Annotated in this window: 21 protein-coding genes; 12 read left to right on the top strand and 9 right to left on the bottom strand. The window is 43.0% G+C overall.

Annotation, left to right across the window (positions count from 1 at the left end):
• Positions 1-403: 403 nt before the first annotated feature.
• A complete protein-coding gene (locus AB4507_RS11860) occupies positions 404-1039 on the bottom strand; it encodes a hypothetical protein (protein WP_017069925.1) in 636 nt (211 codons plus the stop codon).
• A gap of 252 nt (positions 1040-1291) precedes the next feature.
• Here AB4507_RS11860 and AB4507_RS11855 point away from each other — a divergent pair, with 252 nt between their 5' ends.
• The 3 genes from AB4507_RS11855 to AB4507_RS11845 all read left to right on the top strand — a co-directional run bounded on the left by AB4507_RS11855 (position 1292) and on the right by AB4507_RS11845 (position 2796).
• Entirely contained in the window at positions 1292-1537 is a 246-nt protein-coding gene (locus tag AB4507_RS11855; RefSeq protein WP_229647529.1) for a DUF2164 domain-containing protein, read from the top strand.
• A gap of 153 nt (positions 1538-1690) precedes the next feature.
• Entirely contained in the window at positions 1691-2230 is a 540-nt protein-coding gene (locus AB4507_RS11850) for a cytochrome b (RefSeq protein WP_017067366.1), read from the top strand.
• Positions 2227-2796, top strand: a complete 570-nt coding sequence (locus AB4507_RS11845; protein WP_017064630.1) for a YceI family protein — start codon at positions 2227-2229, stop codon at positions 2794-2796. Before AB4507_RS11850 ends, AB4507_RS11845 begins: the two co-directional genes overlap by 4 nt.
• Positions 2797-3070: 274 nt before the next feature.
• Here AB4507_RS11845 and focA read toward each other — a convergent pair whose 3' ends face one another.
• Entirely contained in the window at positions 3071-4522 is a 1452-nt protein-coding gene (gene focA / locus AB4507_RS11840; protein ID WP_136978570.1) for a formate transporter FocA, read from the bottom strand.
• A 273-nt stretch (positions 4523-4795) separates the two neighbouring features.
• Here focA and AB4507_RS11835 point away from each other — a divergent pair, with 273 nt between their 5' ends.
• Complete coding sequence (locus AB4507_RS11835; protein WP_017064628.1) at positions 4796-5701, top strand: LysR substrate-binding domain-containing protein; 906 nt, start codon at positions 4796-4798, stop codon at positions 5699-5701.
• A gap of 204 nt (positions 5702-5905) precedes the next feature.
• Positions 5906-6400: a DUF1097 domain-containing protein gene (locus AB4507_RS11830; RefSeq protein WP_017059817.1), complete on the top strand. Its 495-nt coding sequence runs from the start codon at positions 5906-5908 to the stop codon at positions 6398-6400.
• Between the two features lie 171 nt (positions 6401-6571).
• On the opposite strand, the gene AB4507_RS11825 is transcribed toward AB4507_RS11830, so the two are convergent.
• Entirely contained in the window at positions 6572-8329 is a 1758-nt protein-coding gene (locus AB4507_RS11825) for an ATP-dependent endonuclease (RefSeq protein WP_372182731.1), read from the bottom strand.
• 238 nt (positions 8330-8567) lie between these two features.
• On the opposite strand from AB4507_RS11825, the gene AB4507_RS11820 reads away from it, so the two are divergent.
• The 7 genes from AB4507_RS11820 to AB4507_RS11790 all read left to right on the top strand — a co-directional run bounded on the left by AB4507_RS11820 (position 8568) and on the right by AB4507_RS11790 (position 17718).
• Positions 8568-10307: a bifunctional UDP-sugar hydrolase/5'-nucleotidase gene (locus tag AB4507_RS11820; protein WP_372058294.1), complete on the top strand. Its 1740-nt coding sequence runs from the start codon at positions 8568-8570 to the stop codon at positions 10305-10307.
• 574 nt (positions 10308-10881) lie between these two features.
• Complete coding sequence (locus AB4507_RS11815; RefSeq protein ID WP_017059813.1) at positions 10882-11883, top strand: TerC/Alx family metal homeostasis membrane protein; 1002 nt, start codon at positions 10882-10884, stop codon at positions 11881-11883.
• Positions 11884-12196: 313 nt separating this feature from the next.
• Positions 12197-12385 carry a hypothetical protein gene (locus AB4507_RS11810; protein WP_017059812.1) on the top strand — a complete coding sequence of 63 codons (189 nt, stop codon included), beginning with the start codon at positions 12197-12199 and terminating at the stop codon, positions 12383-12385.
• A 175-nt stretch (positions 12386-12560) separates the two neighbouring features.
• On the top strand, positions 12561-13301 hold the full coding sequence (locus AB4507_RS11805; RefSeq protein WP_372182730.1) for a DUF1223 domain-containing protein: 741 nt from the start codon (positions 12561-12563) through the stop codon (positions 13299-13301).
• 201 nt (positions 13302-13502) lie between these two features.
• On the top strand, positions 13503-14792 hold the full coding sequence (locus tag AB4507_RS11800; RefSeq protein WP_017069930.1) for a DEAD/DEAH box helicase: 1290 nt from the start codon (positions 13503-13505) through the stop codon (positions 14790-14792).
• Between the two features lie 214 nt (positions 14793-15006).
• Positions 15007-16725, top strand: a complete 1719-nt coding sequence (locus AB4507_RS11795) for an autotransporter assembly complex family protein (RefSeq protein ID WP_029235239.1) — start codon at positions 15007-15009, stop codon at positions 16723-16725.
• 228 nt (positions 16726-16953) lie between these two features.
• The gene (locus AB4507_RS11790) at positions 16954-17718 is read left to right on the top strand and encodes an aspartate/glutamate racemase family protein (RefSeq protein WP_372180943.1); all 765 of its coding nucleotides are present in this window, start codon (positions 16954-16956) and stop codon (positions 17716-17718) included.
• Between the two features lie 133 nt (positions 17719-17851).
• Here AB4507_RS11790 and AB4507_RS11785 read toward each other — a convergent pair whose 3' ends face one another.
• From AB4507_RS11785 to AB4507_RS11760, 6 genes are all read right to left on the bottom strand, one after another.
• A complete protein-coding gene (locus AB4507_RS11785; RefSeq protein ID WP_372182729.1) occupies positions 17852-19309 on the bottom strand; it encodes a phospholipase D family protein in 1458 nt (485 codons plus the stop codon).
• 84 nt (positions 19310-19393) lie between these two features.
• Positions 19394-21496, bottom strand: coding sequence for a carboxylesterase family protein (locus AB4507_RS11780; protein WP_372182728.1), 2103 nt, complete (start codon positions 21494-21496; stop codon positions 19394-19396).
• Positions 21497-21714: 218 nt separating this feature from the next.
• Positions 21715-23373, bottom strand: coding sequence for a hypothetical protein (locus tag AB4507_RS11775; RefSeq protein WP_017059805.1), 1659 nt, complete (start codon positions 23371-23373; stop codon positions 21715-21717).
• A gap of 325 nt (positions 23374-23698) precedes the next feature.
• Positions 23699-25054 (bottom strand): FUSC family protein, encoded by a 1356-nt coding sequence (locus AB4507_RS11770; RefSeq protein WP_372182726.1) that lies wholly within the window; start codon positions 25052-25054, stop codon positions 23699-23701.
• Between the two features lie 9 nt (positions 25055-25063).
• Positions 25064-25930 carry an HlyD family secretion protein gene (locus tag AB4507_RS11765; protein ID WP_017059803.1) on the bottom strand — a complete coding sequence of 289 codons (867 nt, stop codon included), beginning with the start codon at positions 25928-25930 and terminating at the stop codon, positions 25064-25066.
• Positions 25931-25940: 10 nt separating this feature from the next.
• A complete protein-coding gene (locus AB4507_RS11760; RefSeq protein ID WP_017059802.1) occupies positions 25941-26153 on the bottom strand; it encodes a DUF1656 domain-containing protein in 213 nt (70 codons plus the stop codon).
• Between the last annotated feature and the right edge of the window lie 369 nt (positions 26154-26522).

Raw genomic sequence — 26522 nt, 5'->3', positions numbered from 1 at the left:
TAAATATAATTAACGAAAAAACAGCATGATAATTGATATTAGTCATTAAAATTACTTATCATTCACCATTAACAATGACTATTGTGAATTTAATCTCTGAGTAATCTATCTCATATCAACACCAATCAATATAAGCTTTCAACGTCAATACACCAGGTGAAAGTAAGGATAAAGCCTCAGGTTATGGGGGAATGTCAAAGTTACATTATTAACAAACAACTCTGTTTGCATATAAATGATATCTACTTCTCAAAATATGAACGATGAGCTGATAAGTTATTATTTTATCGAAGATAAATTTTGATTGATTATTGGGTAGGGCTTGAGTTGGGTTTTATAAAATATTGGGATGGAGGTCTAACTATTTACTTTCAAGACTGATTAAAAAAGTTGACCCGTATTCTTACTGCCATTGAAGTACTGCGTAAAGTTGCAGGTATTTACGAACCAGTTGTTGATTTCCTGACCGCTTTAAAGGGTGTCCAAATTTAATGAAGCAAGGGCTGATTTTAAAATTATTATTTAAGTCAGTAGCGAATTGAGAATCACTCTCTCTTAGCGTGATACCTTGTTGGCTATATTCCGTGATCTCGTCTGGGAGTTCACCCATCCACCAATGCAATAATTCACCACTGTTTTTACTTCGGCTAATCCAATGGTCGGAGACAATGATCAAAACGTCATTGGGTTGAATGGAAAATCCATACTCTTGTTGCCAATTATGGATGTCCAACATTAACTTTCTACGACAGGTTTTCCCGGCGCTCACCATATGATGACTGATCATCCAAACGGTACCAATTTCGGAAGATATTCGGAAGTGTCGAGGCGTTTCGCCAGAAGAAAGCATTTCAAGTGGGCTGATGTTGCTTGCATGATTAAAGCTAACGAAGGTGTGCTCCATTCGGCGAGCAAATGCCTTTCCTATATGGTGCTCACTGATCCCTTGATTGTGCACCGTAGGGTAATGGCGTTCACAGAGCTTTAGGCAATCGTCTTGAAATTGATTAACGCTTTTAATCACTAGATCTAATAACAATGAAGTCCCTTATACACAGCTACTATCTTATTGATGGGCAATAGTACGGTAATTGCGGTTCCGTTACCTATCGTCAAAGTGCGAGTTCTTGATCTCTCTATCAAAATTAACCATTGCTGAGTGATTTTATGGATAGCACTGGCGCTCTACAGGTCTGTATTCTAAATTATGAGGAATTCTAGCTAGTTACCTCGACTATAGTCTAGTCAGCAAATCACAATTGATCTACTTACTCTTTATTTGGAAACATTCATGACCATTCAATTAGATTCGAAACAAAAGTCTGAGCTTACTAATACGCTCCAAAAGTACCTGCAAGATGAACTTGATGTGGAGCTTGGTCAGTTCGACACGGAATTCTTGGTCGATTTCATAAGTAAAAAGTTTGGGGCGGTTTACTACAACAAAGGGATAGAAGACGCTCAAAAAGTCATGGAACGTAAAATGTTAGATATCTCAGATGAGCTTTACGAGATCGAACAAATCGTTGAAATCTAACGTTTAGCCCAAACTTGTTCAAATAATTTGAATAACTCGTTTAATTTGAAATGATGTTACCAATGTAAAGCTTGGTAAATAATATGTTACACAAACTTGGTGTAGGGTACGCTTTTCGAAACTACACTACTCGTTAACATTCGGAAGAGATGCATGGACAACAACGTTAGAAATTACAACCCTTTAGCAAGAGCGATGCATTGGATTTCAGCTCTCGCGGTATTTGGCTTATTTGGTGTAGGCCTGTGGATGGTTGATCTTTCATACTACAGCGAGTGGTACAAAACAGCGCCAGACTATCACCGCTCGGTAGGCATTCTTTTGGCTGCCGTTACTGTTATCCGCTTGGTCTGGAAACTAGTTACCGCGTCACCTAAAGTGGAAGGTAAAAGCTATGAAGTTGCAGCAGCGAAGATCGCTCACGGCTTCATGTACATCAACTTAGCGGTTTTGTTTATTTCAGGTTATTTGATTTCGACATCAGATGGCCGCGGGATAGAGGTATTCAATTGGTTCACTGTACCAAGTATGGGCGAACTGTTTGCAAACCAATCTGATCTCGCAGGTACGGTTCACTACTATGCTGCATGGGTACTGATCATTATGGCATCAGTGCACGCCTTAGCGGCGATAAAACACCACGTTATCGACAAAGACGATACGCTACGAAAAATGATAGGAGCTTCAAAATGAAAAAGTCAATTATCGCTACAGGATTAGCATTTGCTATGGCAATGCCTTTCGCTGCGAACGCCGCTGATTACGTGATTGATACAAAAGGTGCGCATGCTTCAGTTAACTTTAAAGTTAGCCACCTAGGTTATAGCTTTATCCAAGGCCGTTTTAACACATTCTCAGGTGATTTCTCATTTGATGAAAGCAACGTTGAAGCATCAAAAGTAAACGTAACTATTGATACAACAAGCCTTGATTCAAACCACGCAGAGCGTGACAAGCACATCCGTAGCTCTGACTTCATTGATGCAGGTAAATTCTCTGACGCTACTTTCAACAGCACAAAAGTGGTTGATAAAGGCAACGGCAAACTTGAAGTAATGGGTGACCTTAAGCTTCACGGCGTAACTAAGCCAATCGTTATCGAAGCTGAATTCATCGGTGCTGGTCAAGACCCTTGGGGCGGTGAGCGTGCTGGTTTCGTGGGTACAACTCGTCTAGAACTTGCTGACTTCAACATTCCAGTAATGGGCGCTTCAAGCTATGTAGACATGGAACTACACGTTGAAGGCGTAAAAAAGTAATCTAGCTTTCTAGCTCTCTGACAGGTATCAACATTATTTAGAAATATCAAAAGTTTGGTCGATACTAAATAGGTCAGCAGTTAGAAATAGAGAAAGGCGCAAAGTTTTCACTTTGCGCCTTTTTTATTGAGATAAATGGCAACGCGTTTAGGTCTGTTTTGTGTCAAACCGTTTAGTACGTTAAAAGCCACCATTTGCCTCTAGCCAGTCAACGTTGCCATGACTGAGTTATCTAATTGAACTACTAATCCCTAATAGTTCAAATTACGATTAGTTAAGCTGTTTCTAGTTCAGCTTGAGGAACCACGTTTAGTCGGTCACCGTAGATTGGACGCAGTGCTTGCATCACTTCAATGCGAGTCAACACACCCACCATCACGCCATTTTCTAACACTGGAAGCATATGTGGTTGGCTTACTTTCATCGCTTTTGCACGCTCTTCTAGAGAAAGAGATGTCAAGCGAGTTGCGAAGCCCATGCTTGTCGTCGGGTACAGTTGCTCTTTGTCGATGCATAGGAACTCAGCAACGTCTACTAGCTTGTCGTTTGCATCGATTGCCACAACGTCACGGCTCATTAGGTCTACGACTTTTTGGCCTTTAGTTGGGATGTAATCTTGGCACCAAAGGTCAACCATTACGTCATGAACAGAGAAGATACCCACTAGACGGCCTTCAACATCACAAACAGGAGCGCTAACAAGTTGCGCGTCTAAAAGTGTATCAATCGCGACTGATGTTGGCATTTCAACGCTCAATGTAATTGGTTGAGTGTTCATGATTTGCTTGATAGTAGTTGCTGTGTTCATAGTAATTTCCTTAACTGACGTAATTTCTGTTGTTTGTGTAATAGCGGTAATTTTTGCTGCTTTAAGTTGTGGGCGACGGTAGATACTCCAGTTGGCTAAGCCGACCAATACTGAACCACCTACGATGTTGCCGATTGTCACTGGTATTAAGTTTGCTGTGACAAATTGCATGACGTTTAAGTCTGCGTACTGCGCTGGTGTTGCACCGATTTGCATCCAGAAGCTTTCCGGGGCGAATGTTTGAATCGTGATGCCTAGCGGAACCATGAACATATTCGCCACACAGTGTTCAAAGCCTGAGCTTACGAACATTGCAACGGGTAACACGGTCATCATTGCTTTGGTCATTGCGTTAGCAGAGCTGAACGTTAACCAAATCGCTAAACACACCAACAAGTTACAAAGCACACCCAAAGCAAACGCTTGAACTGGGGTGTGGTGTAGCTTGTGTTGAGCAATGTTTAAAGCGTTTAAGCCCCATTGCCCGCCATCCAGTTGATACAAGCCTGCTGCGCTTACCAAAGCCAATAGGAACATGGCACCGATAAAGTTGCCGACATACACCTTGCCCCAGATAGACAGCATCTTCGTGAAGGTGATTTGCTTGTTAGCCCATGAGATGCTTGATAACACTGAGCTGGTAAATAGCTCACCACCGCAAATCACAATCAAGATCAAACCCATACTGAAGGCAAGACCGCCGGCTAAGCGACTCAGTCCCCATCCAGCATCAGCGCTGCCCGTGGTTACCGTGATGTAGAATAAAAAAGCAAGCCCGATGAATGCGCCAGCCATGATTGCCAAACTCAATGTCATGCTGCTGGTTTTATTTGCTTTACTTAATGCAAACTTCTCTGCTTCCGCCATCATTTCTGTTGGTGAGAACAGTTGATGATTTTCAGAAGTGCTGGTTGCCATATCCCCCCCTTGAACAATCCGTCATGTGTAATTCCTAGTGTTAATGACCTGGTTAATCCGTAATGGTTAATCAGTAATGTTTTGCAGGGCTCGTTGTGTCCTGCCATTCCAGATTAGGGCGTTGAGGGGTAGAGGTAAAATTGATAATTTTTAGAAACCACATCAAATTTATTGATATAGATTTGGTTACGCGTAGAATGAAATTGATTGCTCATTGGCTTTATAAAAAACGAGCATCAGGACACAAATAATTAAAAGCATTAAGGATGAATTTTGCGTTATTCATTAAAGCAACTCGCGGTATTTGATGCAGTAGCAGACTCCGGGAGCGTTAGTCAGGCAGCAGACAAATTGGCGTTGACTCAGTCAGCAACAAGTATGTCTCTTGCACAGTTGGAAAAAATGCTCGGCAGGCCTTTGTTTGAAAGGCAGGGCAAGCAAATGGCCCTGACTCATTGGGGCATGTGGTTAAGACCAAAAGCGAAGCGTTTACTGCAAGATGCGCAGCAAATTGAGATGGGTTTTTATGAGCAGCATTTACTAAGTGGAGAGCTCAAACTCGGTGCAAGCCAAACACCAGCGGAACACCTAGTTCCTGACCTCATCAGTATTATTGATAACGACTTTCCTGAGATGCGAATCTCGCTCGGCGTACAAAGTACCGATGCGGTTATTGATGGCGTATTAGATTATCAATATGACTTGGGTGTTATCGAAGGTCGTTGTGATGACAACCGAGTTCACCAAGAAGTGTGGTGTACGGACCATTTAACGGTGGTTGCATCGGCTCATCACCCGTTTGCGAAGCGTGAACGAGTAAGCTTGGCGCAATTAGAACAAGCAAAATGGGTATTACGTGAACATGGCTCGGGTACTCGCAAAGTTTTTGATAGCTCTATTCACCATTTAATTGGTGATCTTGATGTTTGGCGAGAGTATGAACACGTTCCTGTTTTAAGAAGTTTGGTTGCAAACGGCCCATATTTAACGTGTTTACCTTATCTCGATGTCGAACAGTTTGTTGAGTCTGGTCAACTGGTCACATTAAATGTCCCTGAGCTTGAAATGGAAAGAACCTTGTCCTTTATTTGGCGTGCAGATATGTCTGAGAACCCACTTGCTGAGTGTATTAAGCGAGAAGGTAAGCGCATGATGAAAGGCAAGCCATCGGTTCTGTAACGATAAATTGATAAAATACTGATAACCAAATATGTTGAATAAGCGATTTCGGTCTCTATCTAGTGATAAATACACATCTGCATACATTATTAATGTGATCGTGATCGGCTAAATAAGGGCTATCTTCCCATAGTATGCTTACTTGATTTTAAGTGAGGCTAAATCCGGTTGCGTTCAATTACGTAATTAGGCTTTAGAAATAGTATGAGTACATTAGTCGCGATTTCATTAACAACAGGTATTTTGTCAGGTCTATGGGGATGGATTGCTATCTCTTTCGGCTTATTGTCATGGGCAGGTTTCTTAGGTTGCACCAGTTACTTTGCTTCGCCAACAGGCGGCGTTAAAGGACTAGCAGGTAGCTTATTGACCAACATGACTGGCGTATTCTGGGCAATGGTGATTATCGAAAGCTCAACCTTCGCAGGGTTAGAGATTTTAGGCTACATGATTACTGCTATTGTGGCTTTCTTTATGTGTATTCAAGCGAAACAAGCGTGGCTAGGTTATATCCCAGGCACCTTCATTGGTTGCTGTGCGACGTTTGCTGCAGGTGGTGATTGGCAACTTGTAGTGCCATCTTTACTGCTTGGTGGTGTATTTGGATACTTGATGAAAGCAACGGGGCTATGGCTTCACGAGAAATCGACTCAATCTTCGGAAGTTGTTGAACAACACGCTAAACAGGCAAAGGCTTAATTCGTTAACCTAACCTTAGTTAGTCACTGTGAACTCTTGCAAGATAACCCCCAATTAATTTGTATATCGATTTATACAGGCACACCGTTTGGTGTGCCTTTTTTGGTTGAGGCGACTAGATAAATATTTCATCAGTAGAGCAACTGATAGCATCTATAAAACAAATTATGTTTAGGTATTTCCATTCGCCATGGTGATCACGCGTTTTAATGTCCACCTTAATAAAAGCGGAATGCATTCTTGTCCTTGATTCTCGCAATGAGAAACAATGGCGAGTGCAAGGTCGGGTTTTGCATGTTTCTTCAATACCTTGGCAACCACTTTCTTTGGAGGGATAGGGTGATCGTATGGAATCTTAACCATGTCACGGAAAAAGCTCTCAAACCCATTCATATATAGGTAATGCTCGATATCTTTATCTGGCAGTTCCGTGAGTCGATGTCTTTCCTGATCATTACCAAGCTTCGATAGCACCGTTGCTGCGTATTTTTTACCCGCCGCATCGCCGTCAGTTACCACATGCCAATCGATGCCAAACTCTTGCGCGACCTTAATCAGTGCCTTAAGTCCTGATTGGGCGAACTCAATAATCTGCACACCTTCTGCTGCTAGGTTATAGCCACATTGGTTGGCAAGTTCATTGAACAACCAAACCTCGGTTTCACCTTCTACTAATAGCCAACAGCGAGCAAATAGTGCCCCAGAGCGGTGGAAGCGGATATGAAAACCAATTCGTCGAAGTTCATCCTTACTGAAATGGTTCATGTTGAGTTGATTGGCGATGGTTTTGTCTGACTGACGAACCAAGCGACGAATCGATTGAAGTGGGACCGCCGCAAGTAGGTCGCCACTGTTGGTGGTCAGGATTTTCTGCATGGGCAATTTCTGCATCAAGCTCCAAGCCCTTGCCAAGTGTGTTGGGTGCAATCGACCTTCTGGATCTTCAAGGATCAACAGAGGGCGCGCACATCGCCTTAAGTCGTTTGGCCCTTTAGCTTGTAGATAAGCGTTAAGTAACCCCATGAATAATAAGCGGGTTTGTTTATTTTTGGTTTCTTCGACAAGTTGATGAATACTCTGATCATTGGCACCCGCAGAATAAAGCAATCCGTCTCGCTGTTTTCTAGGGTTACGACGAGAAGTACTTTTGAAAGAAAAATAGTGCTCAATCAGACTTTGCATCGACTCTAGGCTACTGCGCATTTCACCTTTATTTACATGACCGGGAATCGCCATTAGACGACGGCAGGTGTTGTCGATTCGTTTTTCTATTCGTGCTTGGCGACCATTACCGTTATTGCCGCCATTTCCGTTTGTGCCATTGCTCGCGTGATGATTCCCGTTCGAATTTGTATGATTAGCGTGACCGTTATTAGCGTGAACATTAGTCGGCAGGTGAACATTGTGGTTAAGGGACTTGCCGTTGAAAGGACGATCAAAGTGCCTTGCATCACGCAAACGGATCACGGGATGTAAGGTCATTAATTCTTGAGCAAGCTTTTCTGAATGATGAAGCTTGAGCGGATTACCGTCCAAACCAAGAAATGCATAGTGTGTGGTTGTCTCATACTGTTCTAACGTCGCGCTGATTCGGTAATAGATGCGAAATACGCCAAACTCGTCTTGAACCCAAATAGGTTTGAGTTTGCGATAACGACCTGCGTTAAGTTCGCTCTTATCGTTAGCTTTTAATGCGAGAACAATTTGAAGATGTTGAGACTGCGGGTGTGAAACAGAGTAATCGACATGAAAATCGGTCATTTCAAAGTGATATGGCACACCGTCTGAGGGCAGAACGACGGAAAGGGCATCCAATAATGAAGACTTACCCCAAGTATTTTCACCAATAAGCGTGGTTAGCTCGTCAAACGCGAGTGACATGCGCTTGATACCTCGAAAGCCAGAAATCTCGATTCTTTCTAGTTGCATAGGCTTACTCCTAACGGAAGGCTCTGCTAATTATTTGAAAGCTAACAGATATCTTTAATCATAATCGAAAAATCCAAATCCGGTATGCTCACCTGTCACAAAACCCGTTGTTTATTAATACGGCGCAAAATGAGATTCTTGATCTATCTCGAGTATTTTTTTGCAGTGCAGTTTCATAAAATTCACGATTCTGTCATGATTCTCGACCTAGTATGAAGGGACAAAGAGAGAAGAAAATATGACTAAAAAGAATAAGCCGACAAAAATAGTGTTGGCACACATCAACGACACCCACTCATACTTTGAACCAACCTCGTTACAGCTATCACTTAAAATGAACAACCACATCATTGAACCTTATGTCAGTGCTGGTGGCTTTGCTCGAATTTCAACACGCTTCAAACAAATAGAACAAGATGCCCAGCGTCAGAAGGTTGGAACCTTGTTCTTGCACGCTGGTGACTGCTTCCAAGGCACGTTGTACTTTTCCTTATTCAAGGGAAAAGCCAATGCCGATTTGTTGAATGCCCTTAATATAGATGCCATGACGCTCGGTAATCACGAGTTAGACATGGGTAATGAGCCCGTTGCGATTTTCGCGAAAAGAATCAAATTCCCGCTGTTGGCCGGTAACTGGAATCTATCGAATGAGGATATCAATAAAACTCATACGCTAGCGGACAACGACATTGTTAAGCCTTATCGGCCTGAAACACGAAGTGCTTCTTTTATAACGAAAGAGTTTGATGGCGAGAAGGTCGCAATATTCGGCTTAAGCATCGACAAGATGGCAGGCATCGCTAACCCAGATATCGATACACCGTTTGAAAATGCTTTGGAAACAGCAAAAGCGACCATTGAGCAAATCCATCAAGCAGGCATCAACAAGATTGTGTTACTTAGTCATCTTGGTTACGAGGCTGATTTAGAGTTAGCAGCCAACGTAACAGGTATTGGTGTCATCGTTGGTGGTCATAGTCATCGCTTACAAGGTGATTTCTCTGATATCGGCTTAGTTAAAGATGATGAATACGGTGTGAAAATTGGCGATACCTATGTTGTCCAAGCGGGTTTCCACGCCATGAGCTTAGGACACTGCGAAATCGAGTTCGATTCTCAAGGCAAAGTGACGCACTTCAATGGTAAAAACGAACTGTTATTAGGCCGTCGACTCTTTATAGACGCGAAACTGAGTGAAGTAGGGCAAGACGATGCCCACGATATGGCGTGTGAGTTTTTAAACAATCACCCTAATATTGCAGTGTGTAAGAAAGATCCTGAGCTGCAGAGCATTCTGACGGATAAATACCAGCCGCGAGTTCGAAAGCTTCAGCAACAAGTGATTGCTCATGCAGACACTAAACTTCGCCATGTACGTATTCCAGATGCTAAAGGCCCGAGTCAACTAGCCCCCTTGGTTGCTCAATCATTTCACCATCTAATGAACAAGAAAGGGCATCAGGTTGACTTTGCCATTCACAACGCCGGTGGTGTAAGAAATTCACTGAACAGCGGCGATGTCTCTGTTGCCGATATTGCCGGAAAACTACTACCGTTTGCCGTACCTATTGGTGTGTATGAAGTAAAAGGTGAAACGATCGCTGGCATGCTTGAAGGTGCAATCAATAACGCGATTGATAATGGTGTCGTGGGCACAGGTTCAGGTAGCTTTCCTTATACACATAATTTGAGGTTTTGTTACCACAAAGAAGCGCCTATAGGACACAGGATTCACCATCTAGAAATTCACTCTGATGATTCAGGTTGGCAAGCTGTTTCTCGCAACCGTATTTACCGGGGCGCGTCGTCAGCCTATACAATGAAAGGCAAAGAGGGCTATAACGCTGTGTTGGATATGATCGGTGATGGCACGGTCACCACTGACTCTATGGCAGACTGCTTCATCGAGTTTCTGCAAGACCACCCAGAGTCGCTTCAACTCAATGAACCGTTGAATTGCATGGAGTGTTTTAGATAACTAAAGCTGATACTGATATTTAACACTATTACTTTGGGTTATTTATAAAATTGGCATTGTTTATGCTTTATCTCTGCAGGTCGCCTTCTTGTGGAGATATGCATGGATAAGAAAGATTGGTTAGATGCGGTAGCGGTTGTCGGTTGGGTATCAGTTTGGTCAGCGTTAGTGTATTTAATACCTGCCGCAGGGCTGTAAATTGCTCTTTTTGCAACTTCATTACGCAGTGCAATAGTGTGTTTGACTTGCGAATTTATTCTTAGAATCAATTCGCGTGTCTATTTGACAAAGTGGCATCAATCAGAAAGGAGCGTTTGCTCCTTTTTTGCTTTTTCCGTGCAAATTTATATAGACGAAACACAACCAGAGGATTATTATCCACGCGTTTGGGGAGTAGTTAGCGCAAGTTTACATATCGTCATCTCGTTAGGCCAAGAGTCTATCCGGTATGTAAAAGTGAAATCCCATATTTCACTTCAACGAGACCAACGCAATCACAGTCAAGATCCGTAATGGAGCTTGATATGCTTTGTTTGCGGAAGGTCTTTGTACAGTTCTTCCGCCCGGAGGAATAATGAACTCAACTCAATCTCTATTATCTACAAATAGTGAATCCTTTTTTTCATCGCCAATCATGACGACTTATGCGGGCTTTTTCCTGCTAACGGTTATTCTCGTCTCTATTGATATCTATCAGACTCGTGGCGGTAACGTTACTATCAAGAAAGCGGCAATCTGGAGTGTTTTCTGGTTTGTACTTGCGTTTTTGTTTGCTGGCTCGATTTACCTATTTTGGGACATTTATGCGCCGAACAGTGACTACACAGCGCAAAAAGCAACCGTGTCATTCATTACGGGTTACTTGTTAGAAAAATCCCTTAGCGTAGACAACTTGTTTGTTTTTGCGATGATCTTTGCTCAATACCAAGTTCCTGAGCATCTAAGACCTCGTGCGCTTCTTTGGGGCGTAATTGGTGCATTGGTGCTTCGTGCAATTATGATCGCACTAGGCGCACAGCTATTGGCGGAATATCACTGGGTGCTTTACGTGTTCGCTGCGTTCTTGATTGGTACAGGTATTAAGCTGGCATTAGACAAGGGCGAAGAGGAGAGTGTGAATACTCTGCCTGAAAAGCTACTTCGTAAAGTGATGCCGGTAACAGAGGACTTCCATGGCCCTGCATTAATGGTTAAACAGGGTGCTAAATGGGCATTCACTCCAATGATGTTGGTCATCGGTGCGATCGCAGTCATGGACGTGATGTTTGCATTAGACTCTATCCCTGCGATCTTTGCGGTAACACAAGAACCGTTCTTGGTACTTGCGGCTAACGTGTTTGCGTTACTTGGTCTTCGCTCGTTGTATTTTGTACTGCAAGGTATGATGGACAAGTTCATCTATTTGAAACCCGCGCTTTCATTCATCATGGTGTTCATTGGTGTGAAAATGCTTCTGGTTGATAGCGAGTGGGCTATCCCAACTTACTGGTCATTGGCGGTATTGGTTTCTACGATGACGATTGCGGTTATAGCGTCGGTTTATGCGAAGAAGCCAGGCATTGAACAAGTAAATTAAAAACAAATATAACTTATCGAAAAGTCGATAATGAACACGTGGCTGATGAAGTGGAAAATTTATTTATGTAAATTTTATGTGACATTGGCCACTGTTGTTTGCGGGTTATTTGTACTAAATGCATGATTTAAACACTATATTGAATTTGTACTCACATAATCTGCATATCTATTTTGTGGCATTGTTAATGGTTTGTTTTATTAGAAAAACTAATCCCAAAATCTAATTTTAGTCATTTTTTAACCTGCAAAAGATCACCTATTATTCTTGTCATCAGAACGAAACACATTAATAAATTTATAGAGAGGCAATCATGGCTCAAGCAGTACAAATGAATACTATCGCTGTTCCTAACTCTATGGATAAGAAAACCTACTCGGTTAACTTCAAAGGATTGATTGCACACATTTTCGATATTCTTTTCGTAGACAACTCTCCACGTAGTTACTACGCAAGCGACCTATCTGGTCACATGCAACGCGATATCGGTATTAACCGTTAATCTCAGCGTTAACATGTAAATATAGAATTTTAAGAAAACGCCAGCTTCTAAAGCTGGCGTTTTTGTATCTGAAATAAACTCAATCTCTTCGTAAACTAAGCACCTGAAAGAAAAACCTAGGCATAACGGTCTGTATTTGAGCGCCATTCAATTCGCTTTGTACAAGGATCTCGGTATGTCACACGCCAAACGCAATTCATCATTGATTAAACTTTGTTTATTTGCCTTACCGATCGGCTTCTATTCCTCAGTGTCGCTTGCACAAACCTGGAGTAATGAAGGCCAGCCCGCACAGGTTATCGAGCTCTTCACCTCTGAAGGTTGTTCAAGTTGTCCACCTGCTGATCAGTACCTCAGTACTTTTGAAGACCATCCAAAACTTTGGACACAAGTTATTCCGCTTGCCTATCACGTCGACTATTGGGACTACCTCGGTTGGGGGGATAAGTTCGCGAGCAAGGCGTTCAGTCAGAAGCAACGACTGTATAAAGCTTACGGCTTAACAAGTGGGGTTTACACGCCGGGCTTTGTTGTCGATGGAAAAGAGTGGCGCGGTTACTTTAACTGGTTAGACAGAACGTTACCTTCTCTTAAACAACAAAATAACCCCAAGCTAACGGTCAACCATAAAGGCGATACGTTCAGCGTAAGTTACGAAGGCAAAGGGGATTATGTTGCTCATATAGCTTTGCTGGCGATGAACGAAGTCACCAGCGTTAAGGCGGGCGAGAACAGGGGTAAGAAACTCGAACATGATTTTGTTGTGGTTTACGATGGTTATCAGCGTGGTGAGTCTGAATGGCAATTTAATATCAATTTTGAGCCACTTGTCGCTACACCAGACGCAGTCGCTGTTTGGTTAACCGAGCCGAATTCGTATGCACCGGAACAAACGGTAGCAGGTTGGCTGAACTAACTGCAACCCACGACAATTGTGTAGCTGGAATACTCTTAGACGAAGTTGGTACGGCGAGTATCGAGGTTCTCACATCGATAACTTCGCTTCTGACGGATATTAATCAGTGAAATAGAAGCGAAAGGGCGATTTAGTTACGTAATACTGCTGAAATACGTTAATATAGCGCGCTATTATTTTAGCTTTGAGTTCCTGCAATTAATGACTAACACCACAGCACCAACCAACTTCTCTGATCTTGGCTTAATCTCTCCTTTGATGGCTCGTTTATCTGAGCTTGAATACCAACAGCCAACGCCTATCCAAGCGCAAGTGATTCCAAGTGTGTTAGCAGGACGCGATTTAATTGCAGGCGCAAATACCGGTTCAGGTAAAACCGCAGCATTTGCACTTCCACTGTTACAAAAGATTCATGAAGATGCCCCTCTGGACCGTCGTTCAGGCAAAGGTAACTTTGTTTCTGGCCTTATCTTGGTTCCTACTCGTGAACTTGCTAAGCAAGTGGCTGACAGCGTTAAATCTTACGCTGTGCATTTCAATGGCGCGATTAAAACGGTTTGTGTGTTTGGTGGTGTATCGGTAAACACTCAAATGCAGGCGCTACGTGGCGGCACTGATATATTGGTGGCAACACCGGGTCGTCTGCTTGACCTTATTTCGAGCAACGCTATCAAACTAGATAAAGTGAAAACGTTAGTGCTTGATGAAGCTGACCGAATGCTAAGCCTAGGTTTTACCGAAGAACTTGATGCAATCTTGAAGCTCTTGCCGAGCAAAAAACAAACCTTGTTGTTCTCTGCAACTTTCCCAGAGCAAGTTAAAACGCTGACTCACGAACTTCTAAGCGATCCAATTGAAGTTCAACTTCAAAGTGCCAATGCGAGCACACTGGTTCAACGTGTATTCGAAGTAGAAAAAGGTCGCAAGACAGCGTTACTCGCACACCTAATTCAACAACATGAATGGCGCCAAGCTCTGATCTTCGTTAATGCGAAGAACAGCTGTGAGCACCTAGCAGACAAGCTTTACAAGCGCGGTATCATCGCAGAAGTATTCCACGGCGATAAAGGGCAAGGTTCACGTACTCGTATCCTAGAAGATTTCAAATCTGGCGAGATTGACGTTCTGATCGCGACAGACATCGCGGCACGTGGTCTGGATATTGAGAAGCTTCCAGTGGTAATCAACTTTGACTTACCGCGTAGCCCGTCAGACTACATGCACCGTATCGGCCGAAGTGGTCGTGCAGGTGAAGTTGGTCTTGCGTTATCTCTGATCGATCACGAAGATTACCACCACTTCAAAATCATCGAGAAGAAGAACAAGATTCGTCTTGAGCGTGAGCAAATTGAAGGCTTTGAAGTGGATGAAGAAGCGACAGCTGAACTGATCGCAGCACTAAAACCTGTTGCGCCACCGGCCGGTACTGGCAAGAAGAAAAAGAAGAAGAAAGCTCCAAAAAACCAAGATGTGTGGCTGAACAACAACTGATCTTGAGTCAGCAAGCCATATAAATCAATAAGTAATAGACATTCAAAAGGTGCTTAATTGCGCCTTTTTTGTGTCTGTAGGGCTGGGATTTGAGTCGTTAATAAACGACTGTTGCAGTGTTAAACAACCCGATAAGCCGTTCGAAGGATAGCGTCCTCCATAAGAGATTCGGCGATTTAACGCTTTGCTCATAACCTGTTCGGGTTTTGAGCAATTGGGTAACCGCGTGAAGACCTCGATTAAACAATTAGTGCTGGCCACTTCATTTTTCCTGTTTACCCAACACTCTTCTAGTGCTGCTGAATTTGAGGTTAAAGGGGTTAATAAAACTCTCACCGAAAATGTAGAATTATATTTAGAACCTTTAGCCGATGTTCCTGCATCACAGCTATCGAAAACGAAGCTATCTAAACGTATTCAAGATGCACTCAACCCTTATGGTTATTATCACCCACAGCTCGATATCGACCTCAATGATTCTGATAACGTGATCATTAACATCGATTCTGGTCCTGTCATGCGCATCGCAGAATCGATAGTAAAAATAACAGGTGAAGCTAGCCTAGATGCGGAGTTCATCAATATACTCAATCAAAGCAAGTTAGGCTCAGGTTTAACTTTGTCTCACCAAGAATATGACCAAACTAAGCGTGCGATTTTCTCTTTAGCAAAGCGGAAAGGTTATTTTGACGGCAGGTTTATCGAGTCAAAGATTGAAGTTATTCCTAGCGAGAACATCGCGAATATACACTTGTATTTTGCAAGTGGTCCACGCTACAAGTTCGGTTCTATAAGTATTCCTGATGATGGGGTTGACCCTACTCGTATCGAGAAAATACCCACCTTTAAAAAAGGTGATGACTTTGACACCATCAAGTTAGGTGAACTGCAATCTGATTTGTCAGACACTCAATGGTTTCGAAGTGTCATCGTACATGGTGACTTTGACAAACTTGATGACAACCTAGAAGTTCCAATTGAAATCATTGCCGAGCCAAGTTCTCGAAATATCGTGCAGGTCGGTGGCGGCTATTCTACAGATCTCGGTTTACGCGCCTCTCTCAGTTGGTCAAAGCCTTGGTATAACCGGAGAGGCCACAGCTTTGAAACACAGACATATTTGTCTGAACAGGAGCAATCACTTCAGTTGGGGTACAAAATCCCCACAGAGAAAGTCACAACGGATTACTTTGGTATTCAGTTTGAATCGAAACGAATTGATCACCGAGACACCAATAGCTTTACAAACGATCTTAAGTTCGAACGTTACTGGCAATTAGACAGTGATTGGCAAAGTACCATTTATGTCAAATACTTGCACGAACAGTACCGTCAGGCGTCTGAGGAAGAGCAATCGCAATTACTGTTACCTGGCATCAGTTTTTCTCAGGTTGATCGTAAAAATGATCAGTTGGAGCTCAATCATCGACACATCTATTCTGTCGAGTATTCTGACCCTAGTCTGTTCTCTGACTCAAGGCTGTTGCGGTTGGAAGGAAACAGTGTCCTTTCATGGGATATTAGTGACAGGCAGAAGCTCCATTTCCGCTCCAACGTAGGCATCAACATTGCCAAATCATTATCTGATGTGCCGTCGTCACTGCGGTATTTTGCTGGTGGCGATGGAAACCTGCGAGGTTATGGTTACGAATCTATCTCCCCTAGAGACGAGAATGGTGAACTAACGGGGGCACGTTATATGTTAACTGCTGGGCTCGAATATCAGCATCAAGTCTATCGTTCAATTTGGTTGGGCGCATTTCTTGATGTGGGTGATGCATTTGATCAACAAGCGGATTGGAAGCGTGGGACGGGCGTGAGTTTGATTTGGAACTCACAGTTAATGCCAGTTAAGCTCGATTTTGCTTACGGCTTAGATGCGCCTGAAGGCGACGAATTTCGTATTCATTTTTCCTTTGGTACTCAATTCTGATTTTTGTACGCTGTTTATGCACTCGCGAGGATGCGAACCATCTAATAGGATTCAAGTAAATCGAAAGAGCGTAATAACCTTTGTGCTTTAGCAAACACAAAGGTAAAAACAATGAAAAAGCTACGATTCGGTGTATTTGGTAATATGGGCCCTGAAGCAGATGCTCTGTTCCAAGATATCGTCGCCAAGAAAGAAATTGAACACGGCGCACTTAAAGACTAAGACCACATGGCCATGATAGTGGTGAAAAACTCAGATATCCCCGATCGATCTGAAGTGATTAACGAAGGCGGTACCGATCCTGTGCCTGAACTGATTGAGTCAGCGTGCATTTTAGAACATGCCAATGTTCAGTTTGGCGTAATGACCTGTAACACCGCTCATTACTTTAGACCTGAGGTTCAAAAGCACACCAACGTTTATATCGTCGACATGCTTCAAACCACGGTTGATCAGATCAAAGAAGACAATCCGGAAGCAATTGTTGGTATTCTGTGTACCAATGGTACTTACAACTCGGGAATCTATGACCGTTACTTAACTGACGCCAATCTGGTGTTTGTTAAGCCAGATGCCTTTGAGCAAGAGCATAACGTACATAGCGCTATCTATGGTGAAGTGACGGGTGAGATGACCGAGTGTGGTCAAGCGATTCGTAAAACAAACGGTATTAAAGCCGGTCAGTTTGACCATAATGCAGCGCTGCTTTCGATTGCTGTACAAAGTATCGTTGATAAAGGGGTAAATACCGTGATTTTAGGGTGTACTGAACTTCCTCTTGTTAGAAAACAGCTTGCAAGTGCATTTCCAACTATCAAACTTATTGACCCAATGGAAGCTGTGGCTGAGCGTGTTGTAGATATCTATCGACTAGCAGAACAGTATGTCGAACGTGACCATCTTGATTACGACATTAGTGATGTTGAATCTATTTACACAACGTTAGATATGGTTAACTACGTAGCTAAGAGAGCGATGACTCGTCGTTTATAAACTGAGGTCTGCTTGCCTGAAACATAAATAAACCGCGAATCACGCGGTTTTTATGTTTTGAAGATTGATGAATTACAAAGAATTGCAGACAAATAAGGGCTTTATGATTCTGACACACTCACGGGCATTAGTATTAAAGCTCAAACTCGCCGTTTATTTTGCGGAACAACCAATCCGGCAACTTATTCCATGAACTGTAATCAGGGTTCTTAGTCTGTTTTTGTTCCCCTGAAACCCAAGTAGTCTCACCTGATTGGGCACGTGACACCTCCCAGAACAATTCCTCTTTCTGACGCGTTAAGTAGTGTGTCACTTGCTTCGCAAACTCTTCATTGTCAATCAACACACCAAACTCAACGTTCAGAAAGTCTGATCTTGGGTCAAAGTTAGAAGAACCAATGTAGGTAAAACGGTCATCTAAAATTACTGTCTTGTTGTGGTAGTAGGTATCAACATGAAAGTAGTGATCATCATTGATCGCTTGGCTTTTGTACTCATAGATACTTACGCCTTTGTCGAGTAAAGTCTCACGGTGTTTTTCGTAATACGCTGGTACAAAGCCTGAATCATTGGAAGCCGATGAGTTGGTCAGTAAAGTGACTTCGGCTTGGTTCTCTCTGAGCGCATCGACAAACACAAACTGATTATCGCTTGGCACCATATAAGGCGTAGAAATTATAGCCTTAGTTGGCGTCGCTACTTTTTGCTTCATTAAGTGCTCTGTACGTTGACGAAAGTAAGGCTTGTTGTCATTGAGCTTCTCCAGTGAATCAAATACTGGCGTGACAGAGGCCGAAATGAACTTCGGTTGGTTTAAGCTCTTTATCTGCCTTTCGACTTCAGACGTGATCAACGCTGTATTCTTCTCGCCTTTGTTTAACGCTTTGGTGAACGCTTGGTATTGGTCGATCTCCTGGATTTGAATGCGCTCTTGAATTGGCACTACGTATTCGCTCTCCCAAAGTGCTTGGTAGTTGCGGCCGAAAGACGCTATTACCGTACCTCGAAACAGAACGTCCATATCAAAGAAATTGGCATTTTCGCTATACCCAAAGTAATCATTACCAATATTTCTTCCGCCCAAAATCATCGATTGGTGGTCAACATTGAAGTACTTCTCGTGAAGTCGATTATCCAGTTGTTTTTGGTGAGTCGAGAAGTTGAACGCACGACCAATCCAGCCAGCTTTACGTGACTCAAAAGGGTTGAACAGTCGAATCTCAATATTGGGGTGTGAGTCTAGCTCGGCCAACCATTTGTCATTGAATACCAACAAGTCATCCAGTGTGAGGCGCACGGCCACATCGCGGTCAGCGGCGTGTTTCAGCTCGTTTAACAGCATCAGACCCAGAGTGTCGTTTTCCCAAGAGAAGTAAGTCATATCAATCGAGTGTTTTGCTTGGCGAACCAGATCAATGCGGCGAGCAAAGGCTTCAGGCGCGCTAGGGATCAAATAGACTTCGGCTTGATGTTCTGTGCTTTGCCAGTTAGCTTCGAAATCGGGTTCAACATCAGGGTAGGGTTGGGCGCATCCTGCGAGCAAGGCAATCAACATTATTGTGCATGCTGTTTTTAGTTTGCTAAGTGTCATAACTAACCTGCGTTTAAACATAAAATTTAGATATAAAAACGGCCAGCGAACTGGCCGTGAAAGTAGGAGGGGTGTTGAATATGTTTAGTTTAGGTACCAGTCCCAAGGCATAAGACCTTGCTCTGCTAGACCCGTTAAGCGACCTTCACGAAGCTTAGGATCAACACCTGGGTTTGTGACATAGTCCCAGTCTAAGGTAGTACTGTTTTCGCTGAATCCTGCACCATCAATTACAAGCACATTGTCTGCAGCATCGCTGTACTGGTAGCTCTGGAACAATTCATCCCTAAACCAAAGACGCGACATTTCGTTCATTAGTGCTTTTTCTTTGCTTGATGGATTTACTTCGCTTCCATCAAAACGTACAGCTTTGTTGAACATAAATGGCAGTTCTGAACCGTTACATGCACCGCTGATGCAACCGATCGTTTTGAATAGATCAATGATTGACAGTTGGTCGTATTCGCCCGTTTCTTCATTTAGACCTGTTTTAAAGTTCCACATGTTAAAGCTTGGTTTGTGCTCAAAGTGGTATAGCGTTGCTTCTACTTCGCTGTTTGCTGCCAAATAACGAGCAGGGCCATTGAACAAGGTGTCATTTAGCAGGGTTTTAAATTGCTTCATGTTGTCAAGAGCGCCACCAAAGCTAGATTCTGAGTTAGGGTAGAAATCAGTTAGAGCCAGAATATCTTGGGTTTGCTGGTGGCTAGTGATCTCAACAATGTCGACCAAGCAACCTACGGTACCCGCAATATCGTTGGTATCAATGCATCCAGTCATTTCAAGTAGATCACCTTCTAGCTTGGCACCATAAAATAAGCTCGTTACTGCGCTGTACGCACTGCTTGGCAATACAAGATCTGCTGAAACTTCATCACTTGCTTGCTCAGATAGTTTTTGTTGCAGAAGAACGATGTTGTTTTCATCTTCTAACCAGTTAACCATAGCTAGAGCTAGCTTTGTTGGATCTTCGTTAGTAAGCAGTTCAGGTTCATCATTTGTTAATAACTCGATGACCGTCGGGATTAAGAACGTAGCGCTAAATAGCATGCCAAAGCTGTTCGCTTCATGTGCATTTTCACCTAGGACAGTTGGTACTGAGAAGCCTGCTTTCATTGGTGACTCTGCTGATTCGCTACAGCTACCAAGGAGACTTGTTTTTTCACACAATATGTATGGAGCAAAAGGCATCAGGTTTGACATTGGCGTCTCATCTGCGGCTGGGCTCAGAATTGGGATTTGCAAAGAACCTAACAACCAATTTTTTAGCTGTTCAATACCATCCAAAGCTGTTTCTTGCGACGCCATGATCTCGTCGACCGAAGTGTCTGCATCAAAGTTATTGTTGCGGCTCTTAGCAACGTCATAACTTGGATACTCAAACCCATAAGGGTTGCTTTGCATGATTGCACGTTGGAAATATTGACCTGCGATATCATGATCTTGCTGTAAGAAACCAATAGACATAGCACCAGAGCCTTGACCCATAACGGTTACGTTTTGAGCGTTACCACCGAAGTCAGCGATATTGTTATGTACCCACTCTAAGGCGCGCTTCTGGTCACCTAGGCCATAGTTGCCATCTTCGTTCGCGCCTTTAATCCATTGAGTACCTAACTGACCAAGACGGTAGTTAAAGCTTACATAGATGAAAGGCTTACCATCGTCGCTTCCTTGAGCAACCACGGTATCACCTTGGATGAGCGGCTCTGCACCAGAACCGTATTCGAAATCACCACCGTGAATGAATACATAAACCGGTAGTTCTGCGTCAGCATCTACGCCTACTGGGCGCCAGATATTGAGGTTAAGGCAGTTCTCATCTTGTGTTTGTGTTGTCGTTTTTAGTTGAGGACAAGCATAACCGAACTGAGTCGCATCCAAAGTACCTTCAACAAGGTTTACAACTTCACTGGGTTTAAAGCGCTGAGCCTCTGCATATTGAATCCCTTTGAAAGATTCAACAGAAGCCAGTTTGTCGTCTTCGGTATTAGACGTAATCACCAGCTCTTCTTTAGACGCTGTGATCATCGCGTCGCCGATTTGAGTAGTAAACGTTTCAGCAGGGGCAGGTACGAGAGGTTCAGGTTTATCTGGCTTTGGAACCGTTGGTTCAACGTCTGTGTCACAGCCAGCAAGAGCGGCCGCAATAGCGAGTGCGATGAGAGAACGATATGCAATAGTCATAAAAAATGTGTCCACAATAGAATTCGGTAAAATAACGAACCGCGCATCGATACCGTCAAACCTGTAGATCCATAAGGTGATGGCTCCGTCTTTGGAGCATTTGACGTTGTGTTTCTTCGTGTGTTATCTACTGGATAACCAACGTTGGCGCGTTTTCATTTGTATGATGTCGACCTAATACAACGTAGGTTCACATCAGAAATTTGGTTAGATTTAGTCTAAAAGCGATAGCCAAGGTTCAATGTCACAGCCGAACGAGTTTCACCTTTGTTGTACAACACGGTCATGTTGTAATGCTTGCCAATCTGTTTGTTGACTCCGGTTAAAAATGCCCACTGGTTAATGTCGACACCAACGTCGTAATCAAACTCAATATCGTCTGTCTTTACAGTACCTTGCATACGTGAATCTAAACCTTGGTATTCAGCACCAACGAAGAATTGAGCGCGATAATCAACTAATTGGTAGCCCAACATTGGCTGAATCGTGACAATGCCGTCACCCCAATCATCCATCCCTTTCAGACGGGTTTGTGAATAGGTACCCGTCACTGAGGCAAAGAACTCTTTGTAACCAACAGATAATGTTGTACCCGCACCGCGTAAGTCATATTCGAGATGGAGTGGTACATTTAAACGCCCACTGTTACACAGTGCTGATACGCCCTCGCACAGTTTGTCGCCTAGACCAGGTAATTTGTTATTGAGTTTATCTTGTAGATATTCTCCCGCAGCGCCGGTGTAAGAGGCATCAACATTCGCATCAACGTTTACCTTTCCTACATATCCGAATACATTCCAGAACGGCAGAATATTCACATCACCACGTATTGAAAGACTTTCTGCTTTAACCGTTGCAACGCTATCTTCAGGGTCGAATAGGTCATTCAAGCGCACACCGCTAATGACGTAATCGGTCATAGGAAGGTTCATGTCTTGATTGCGATAAGCAACTGAAACACCGAATGGTAATGGCAAATCGATACCTTGACGACGCACCATGTCACCCATTAAAGGGAATACTCGATCCAACTTAACACTCGCTTCTTGCATACGAGGATCTGAAACTTCTTTTAGACGCTCTTCATGCAGGACATTAACGCCGTTGTCGTCTTCATAAATTGCGACGGGTTCAGTTACAGCGCTCATGGTCATCGGTTTCGTTTTAGACGTACCCTCGATGTTAGTTGTCTTACGTTCAATAACGACTTTACCAGAGTCTAACGTTTGGAAATCAATCACTTGGTAATAGGTATCGACTTTTGACTTACCAAGATTAAATGGCTTGTCGTTGGTGATTACCATGCGTTTTGGTGTGCCGCCTACAAGTTCAATATCAACATTCAAGAAACGGAAATAGGCGATGTCTTGTGGTAAGCCGTATTTCGAATAGTTGAAGCTAATGGTCACGTCGCCGTTGTCTTTTTCATTGACTTTCACTGACGATGGATCGAAGCTTTCTGCATAATTTCTTAGTCGATACTCAGTGCGCGTAAACTCTTCAATTTCATCGATCAGTTTTTCGTTTTCATCCAGCTCTTGCGGGTTGTATTTGACGCGCAGGTCGATGTTGCCTTTGCTGTCTGTGTTTTTTATCAGATAGACGCTTGAGTCACGAACCTCATCGCCAATTTGTATGGTTCGATGTGCGTGTTCAACTAGGTGTTCGCCCTGTACGAGCGAACTGATTGCTAGCTTTGGTAAATCATGACTGATGCCATATTTGTCAAATAGTGCTCGACCTTTTTCCATAACTTCGCTGTAAGTATTGGTTTCTGCCGCAGACGCAAAATTGGGGGTGGTAAGTAATAGGGCGCACGCTAACACAGAAAGAGTATGGGTCTTACAGGCGCTGGTGCGTATTTCAAAAAAACTCATGACGGTTCCCACGCTGAGTAGCCTCAAACCTTCGAGACTCAAACAGTCGATGTAATACTGAACGTCGTGTTCAGTTGTTATGTATTTATCCGTTAGGATTGCTAGTGTGAATGTCGCGACTAAAAATGCATTGCGTCAATCAATGAGAGGATTTTAAGAGGAGGTGGCAGATCGCGTTAATCGCTTTTGATGGACGCTATCCTCACTTAGTAATAATTAGCGTTAATCAATTGATTTATAATGATTTTCAATAGATAAAAAACGGCCTGTGAAGTAAAAATACTTGGCAGACCGTTTTGTTGTGAGTTGTTAAGCGCATTTAGTTCTAAGCAGTTACCCTCACTCTAAATAGATCAGTAAACAACTTCGCTATCATCAGAATAATCAAAATGTTTACGAGCATCAAAAGTGGCGTTTCAATTCCATAAACAGGTGTGAGGTTGAGCGCACCAGATGTGAGAACAACTAATAAGTTAATACCCAATATTCGGTGTACCATGAGCTTAGGTGTCGCGAACACTTTCCATATCACCATAGTGTTAAGGAAGTAGAATAGTCCCAGCTCCCATAGTTCTGTCATTAATGGCATCACAAAGATGTATTGCAACAGAACCACCGACCCTGTACCCAACACACCATAAAAAGCGTCCTTAATAACGCTTGGTGGCATGGGCGGCACCATAGAAGAGAATACACCGGCTAACATAGGAAATATGAAACCACCTGGAACTGGAAGATAAATCCAAATCAACAGCGATGTGATAAACATCGACACGCCTTGCAGCACTTTGCGCCCATCTTCATTCAAATGTTCAACAAACGTGCGATGTGCATGATGCCAAGATACGTCTTTATGATCACCTGTGACATTGAGTTCACCCTCAACAAGAGATTGTTCTGGTGTTAATACATCGAACGTCTTCAAGTTGTGAGTAAGAACTGCCCATTGGATATCTAAGTCTGATTCGCTGTTACTTTGTTTGAGTAATGTATCTTGGATATGTGCCATTTCATCGATACGCAAGCGCCATGTTTGGATGTTCTCTTTAAGGTGGTAGCTTCCGGTCAGTGGCAGATCTAAAAGTTGATACAGCTTATCAATATTCGCGGTGTTGCTTTCAAGTGCGGCAATGTCGATGTTGTCTGTTTTTTCCATCGCATCTAACAACGCTTGTTTACTGGTTTCGAAACGTTGTACAAAGTTGAGTTCAGTATTCACAGGCCACACGATGCGATACACAATAGAGAACACAACAACACCTAATAGTGTTTCTTGAAGTCTAAGTACAGCAAAGTGAAAGGTGGTTTGGTTATCAAACCCGCCCAGACAAGCAACAATCGAACACACGGTAAATCCTATTGAAAAGATGTAGCCGTATTTCTCGTCACTAGACATGAAAATACAAGTGCCTAAGAACACGGTAAGAAATGTTAGAAACAAAAATCGATCTTGTGAAAACATCGCAATGAGGAAAAAGGCATAACCGGTCCCTAACAAGGTTCCCATTAACCGGTTATGGCCTTTGTTTATTGAATGGGCGAAGCTCTCGTTCAATGCCATCACTGCGACGGCTATCGCAGCCCAATACGGTTTTTCCCAACCAAACCACAACGCTAGGCAGATTGCGATAACGATAGAGAGTGCGACTTTAATCGCGTCTTTAGTCGATGCAGTGAACATAAGAATCACCTAGCTATTTTTGATTATTTTGATCGAGGCAGTCATACCAACACGCAGTTGTACGTCTTCTGGTATTTTGTCTAACTTCACTTTGATAGGGATGCGTTGAGCTAGGCGTATCCATTGGAAGTTTGGATTCACGTTTGGCAATAAATCATTACCTGTGCTGCCGTCTTGCTTCGCGATACCAAAACCAATACTTTTGATATGTCCTTCTAGCTGAACATTGTTGTGCATCATTAAGGTCACATAAGCAGTGTCCTGAGCATCGACACCGACTAAATCAGTCTCTTTGAAATAACCTTCAATCCAGAAGCTATCTTCATCAATTAGCGCAACCACAGGTGAATTCGCGACAACTTGAGAGCCAACACGTAGGTTCAGATTGGTGATATAGCCGTTAGTAGGCGCATATACCTTGGTGTACTCAAGGTTGAGATGTGCTTCTTCTACGTTCGCTTTTGCCAGTTCGACATTTGCGGCGCTGGTTTCTACCGCGTTGTTCAAGTTGTTTAGTGTCAGCACGGGCACGGCACCGGGCGTTCTTTTCTCTAAATTCAACGCGCGTTGCTCTTCGTTTTTGGCTTTGGCGAGTAGGGCAAATGCTTGTTTTTGAGTCGCAAGTGCTTTTCTGTAGGTCGCCTTGTAAATACTCGGATCGATCTCAAAAAGAAGATCGCCTTTTTTTACCTTCGAGTTGTCTTCGACATGCACTTCAATGACTTGACCCGTGACTCGAGGTGTAATCGAGACGATATAAGCGCTGACTTGTCCGTCTCTGGTCCATGGGTTACTTGAGTACGACTGGTAATAGCTATAAACCACAGTTCCCGCAGCAGCCAATAATAAAAGTGTGATGAGATAACGTTTGATCACAGTAAGTGCCTCAAAAAATGGTAATAAAATGGCCGATAGCGCCAGTAAAAATCACGATCAAGCTCAGTTCTGCTATTGCAGGAAAGGCGACGTACTTATGAAGGCCAAACCGTGTCGCGATTGACCCTGTTAGCATTGTCAGTATGTAAGCCAGTGCGATAACCAATAACAGCGGTGGGAAGTAGACTTCATCCCACACAAGCTCATGCGGCATGGTATTCATGGTTCTGTTCTCTATTTGTTTGATGAATGCAACGATAACGGAGTTCGATTTATTGTGATAATCGCTTATAGAGGATCGTACCCATCAAAATCCAACTTTATTCGGTGATTATGCCAACTGCCTCTTTGTTGAGAGCCGTAAGCCAGTAAAACAACGGTAGGTAGGTTGTCGTTCTTGAAGTGGAAACACTTAATTGAAATTGATTTCGAAAATCATCTACTTTTGCCGGTTTAAGATAAATCTATTTAAAATAATCACTTAAGATGTAAATTGCACTTCAAAAACTATGCGAACAGTTAAAGTGATGATTTGATCCATCAAATGGGATTACATAATAAAACCTTTTGTTCTTAATATTCGGTTCGAAGC

Source organism: Vibrio sp. 10N.222.54.A3 (assembly GCF_041474095.1).
GTDB lineage: Bacteria > Pseudomonadota > Gammaproteobacteria > Enterobacterales > Vibrionaceae > Vibrio > Vibrio crassostreae_C.
The sequence above is the reverse complement of the archived record's forward strand: the minus strand, read 5'-3'. Positions and strand labels throughout refer to the sequence as shown.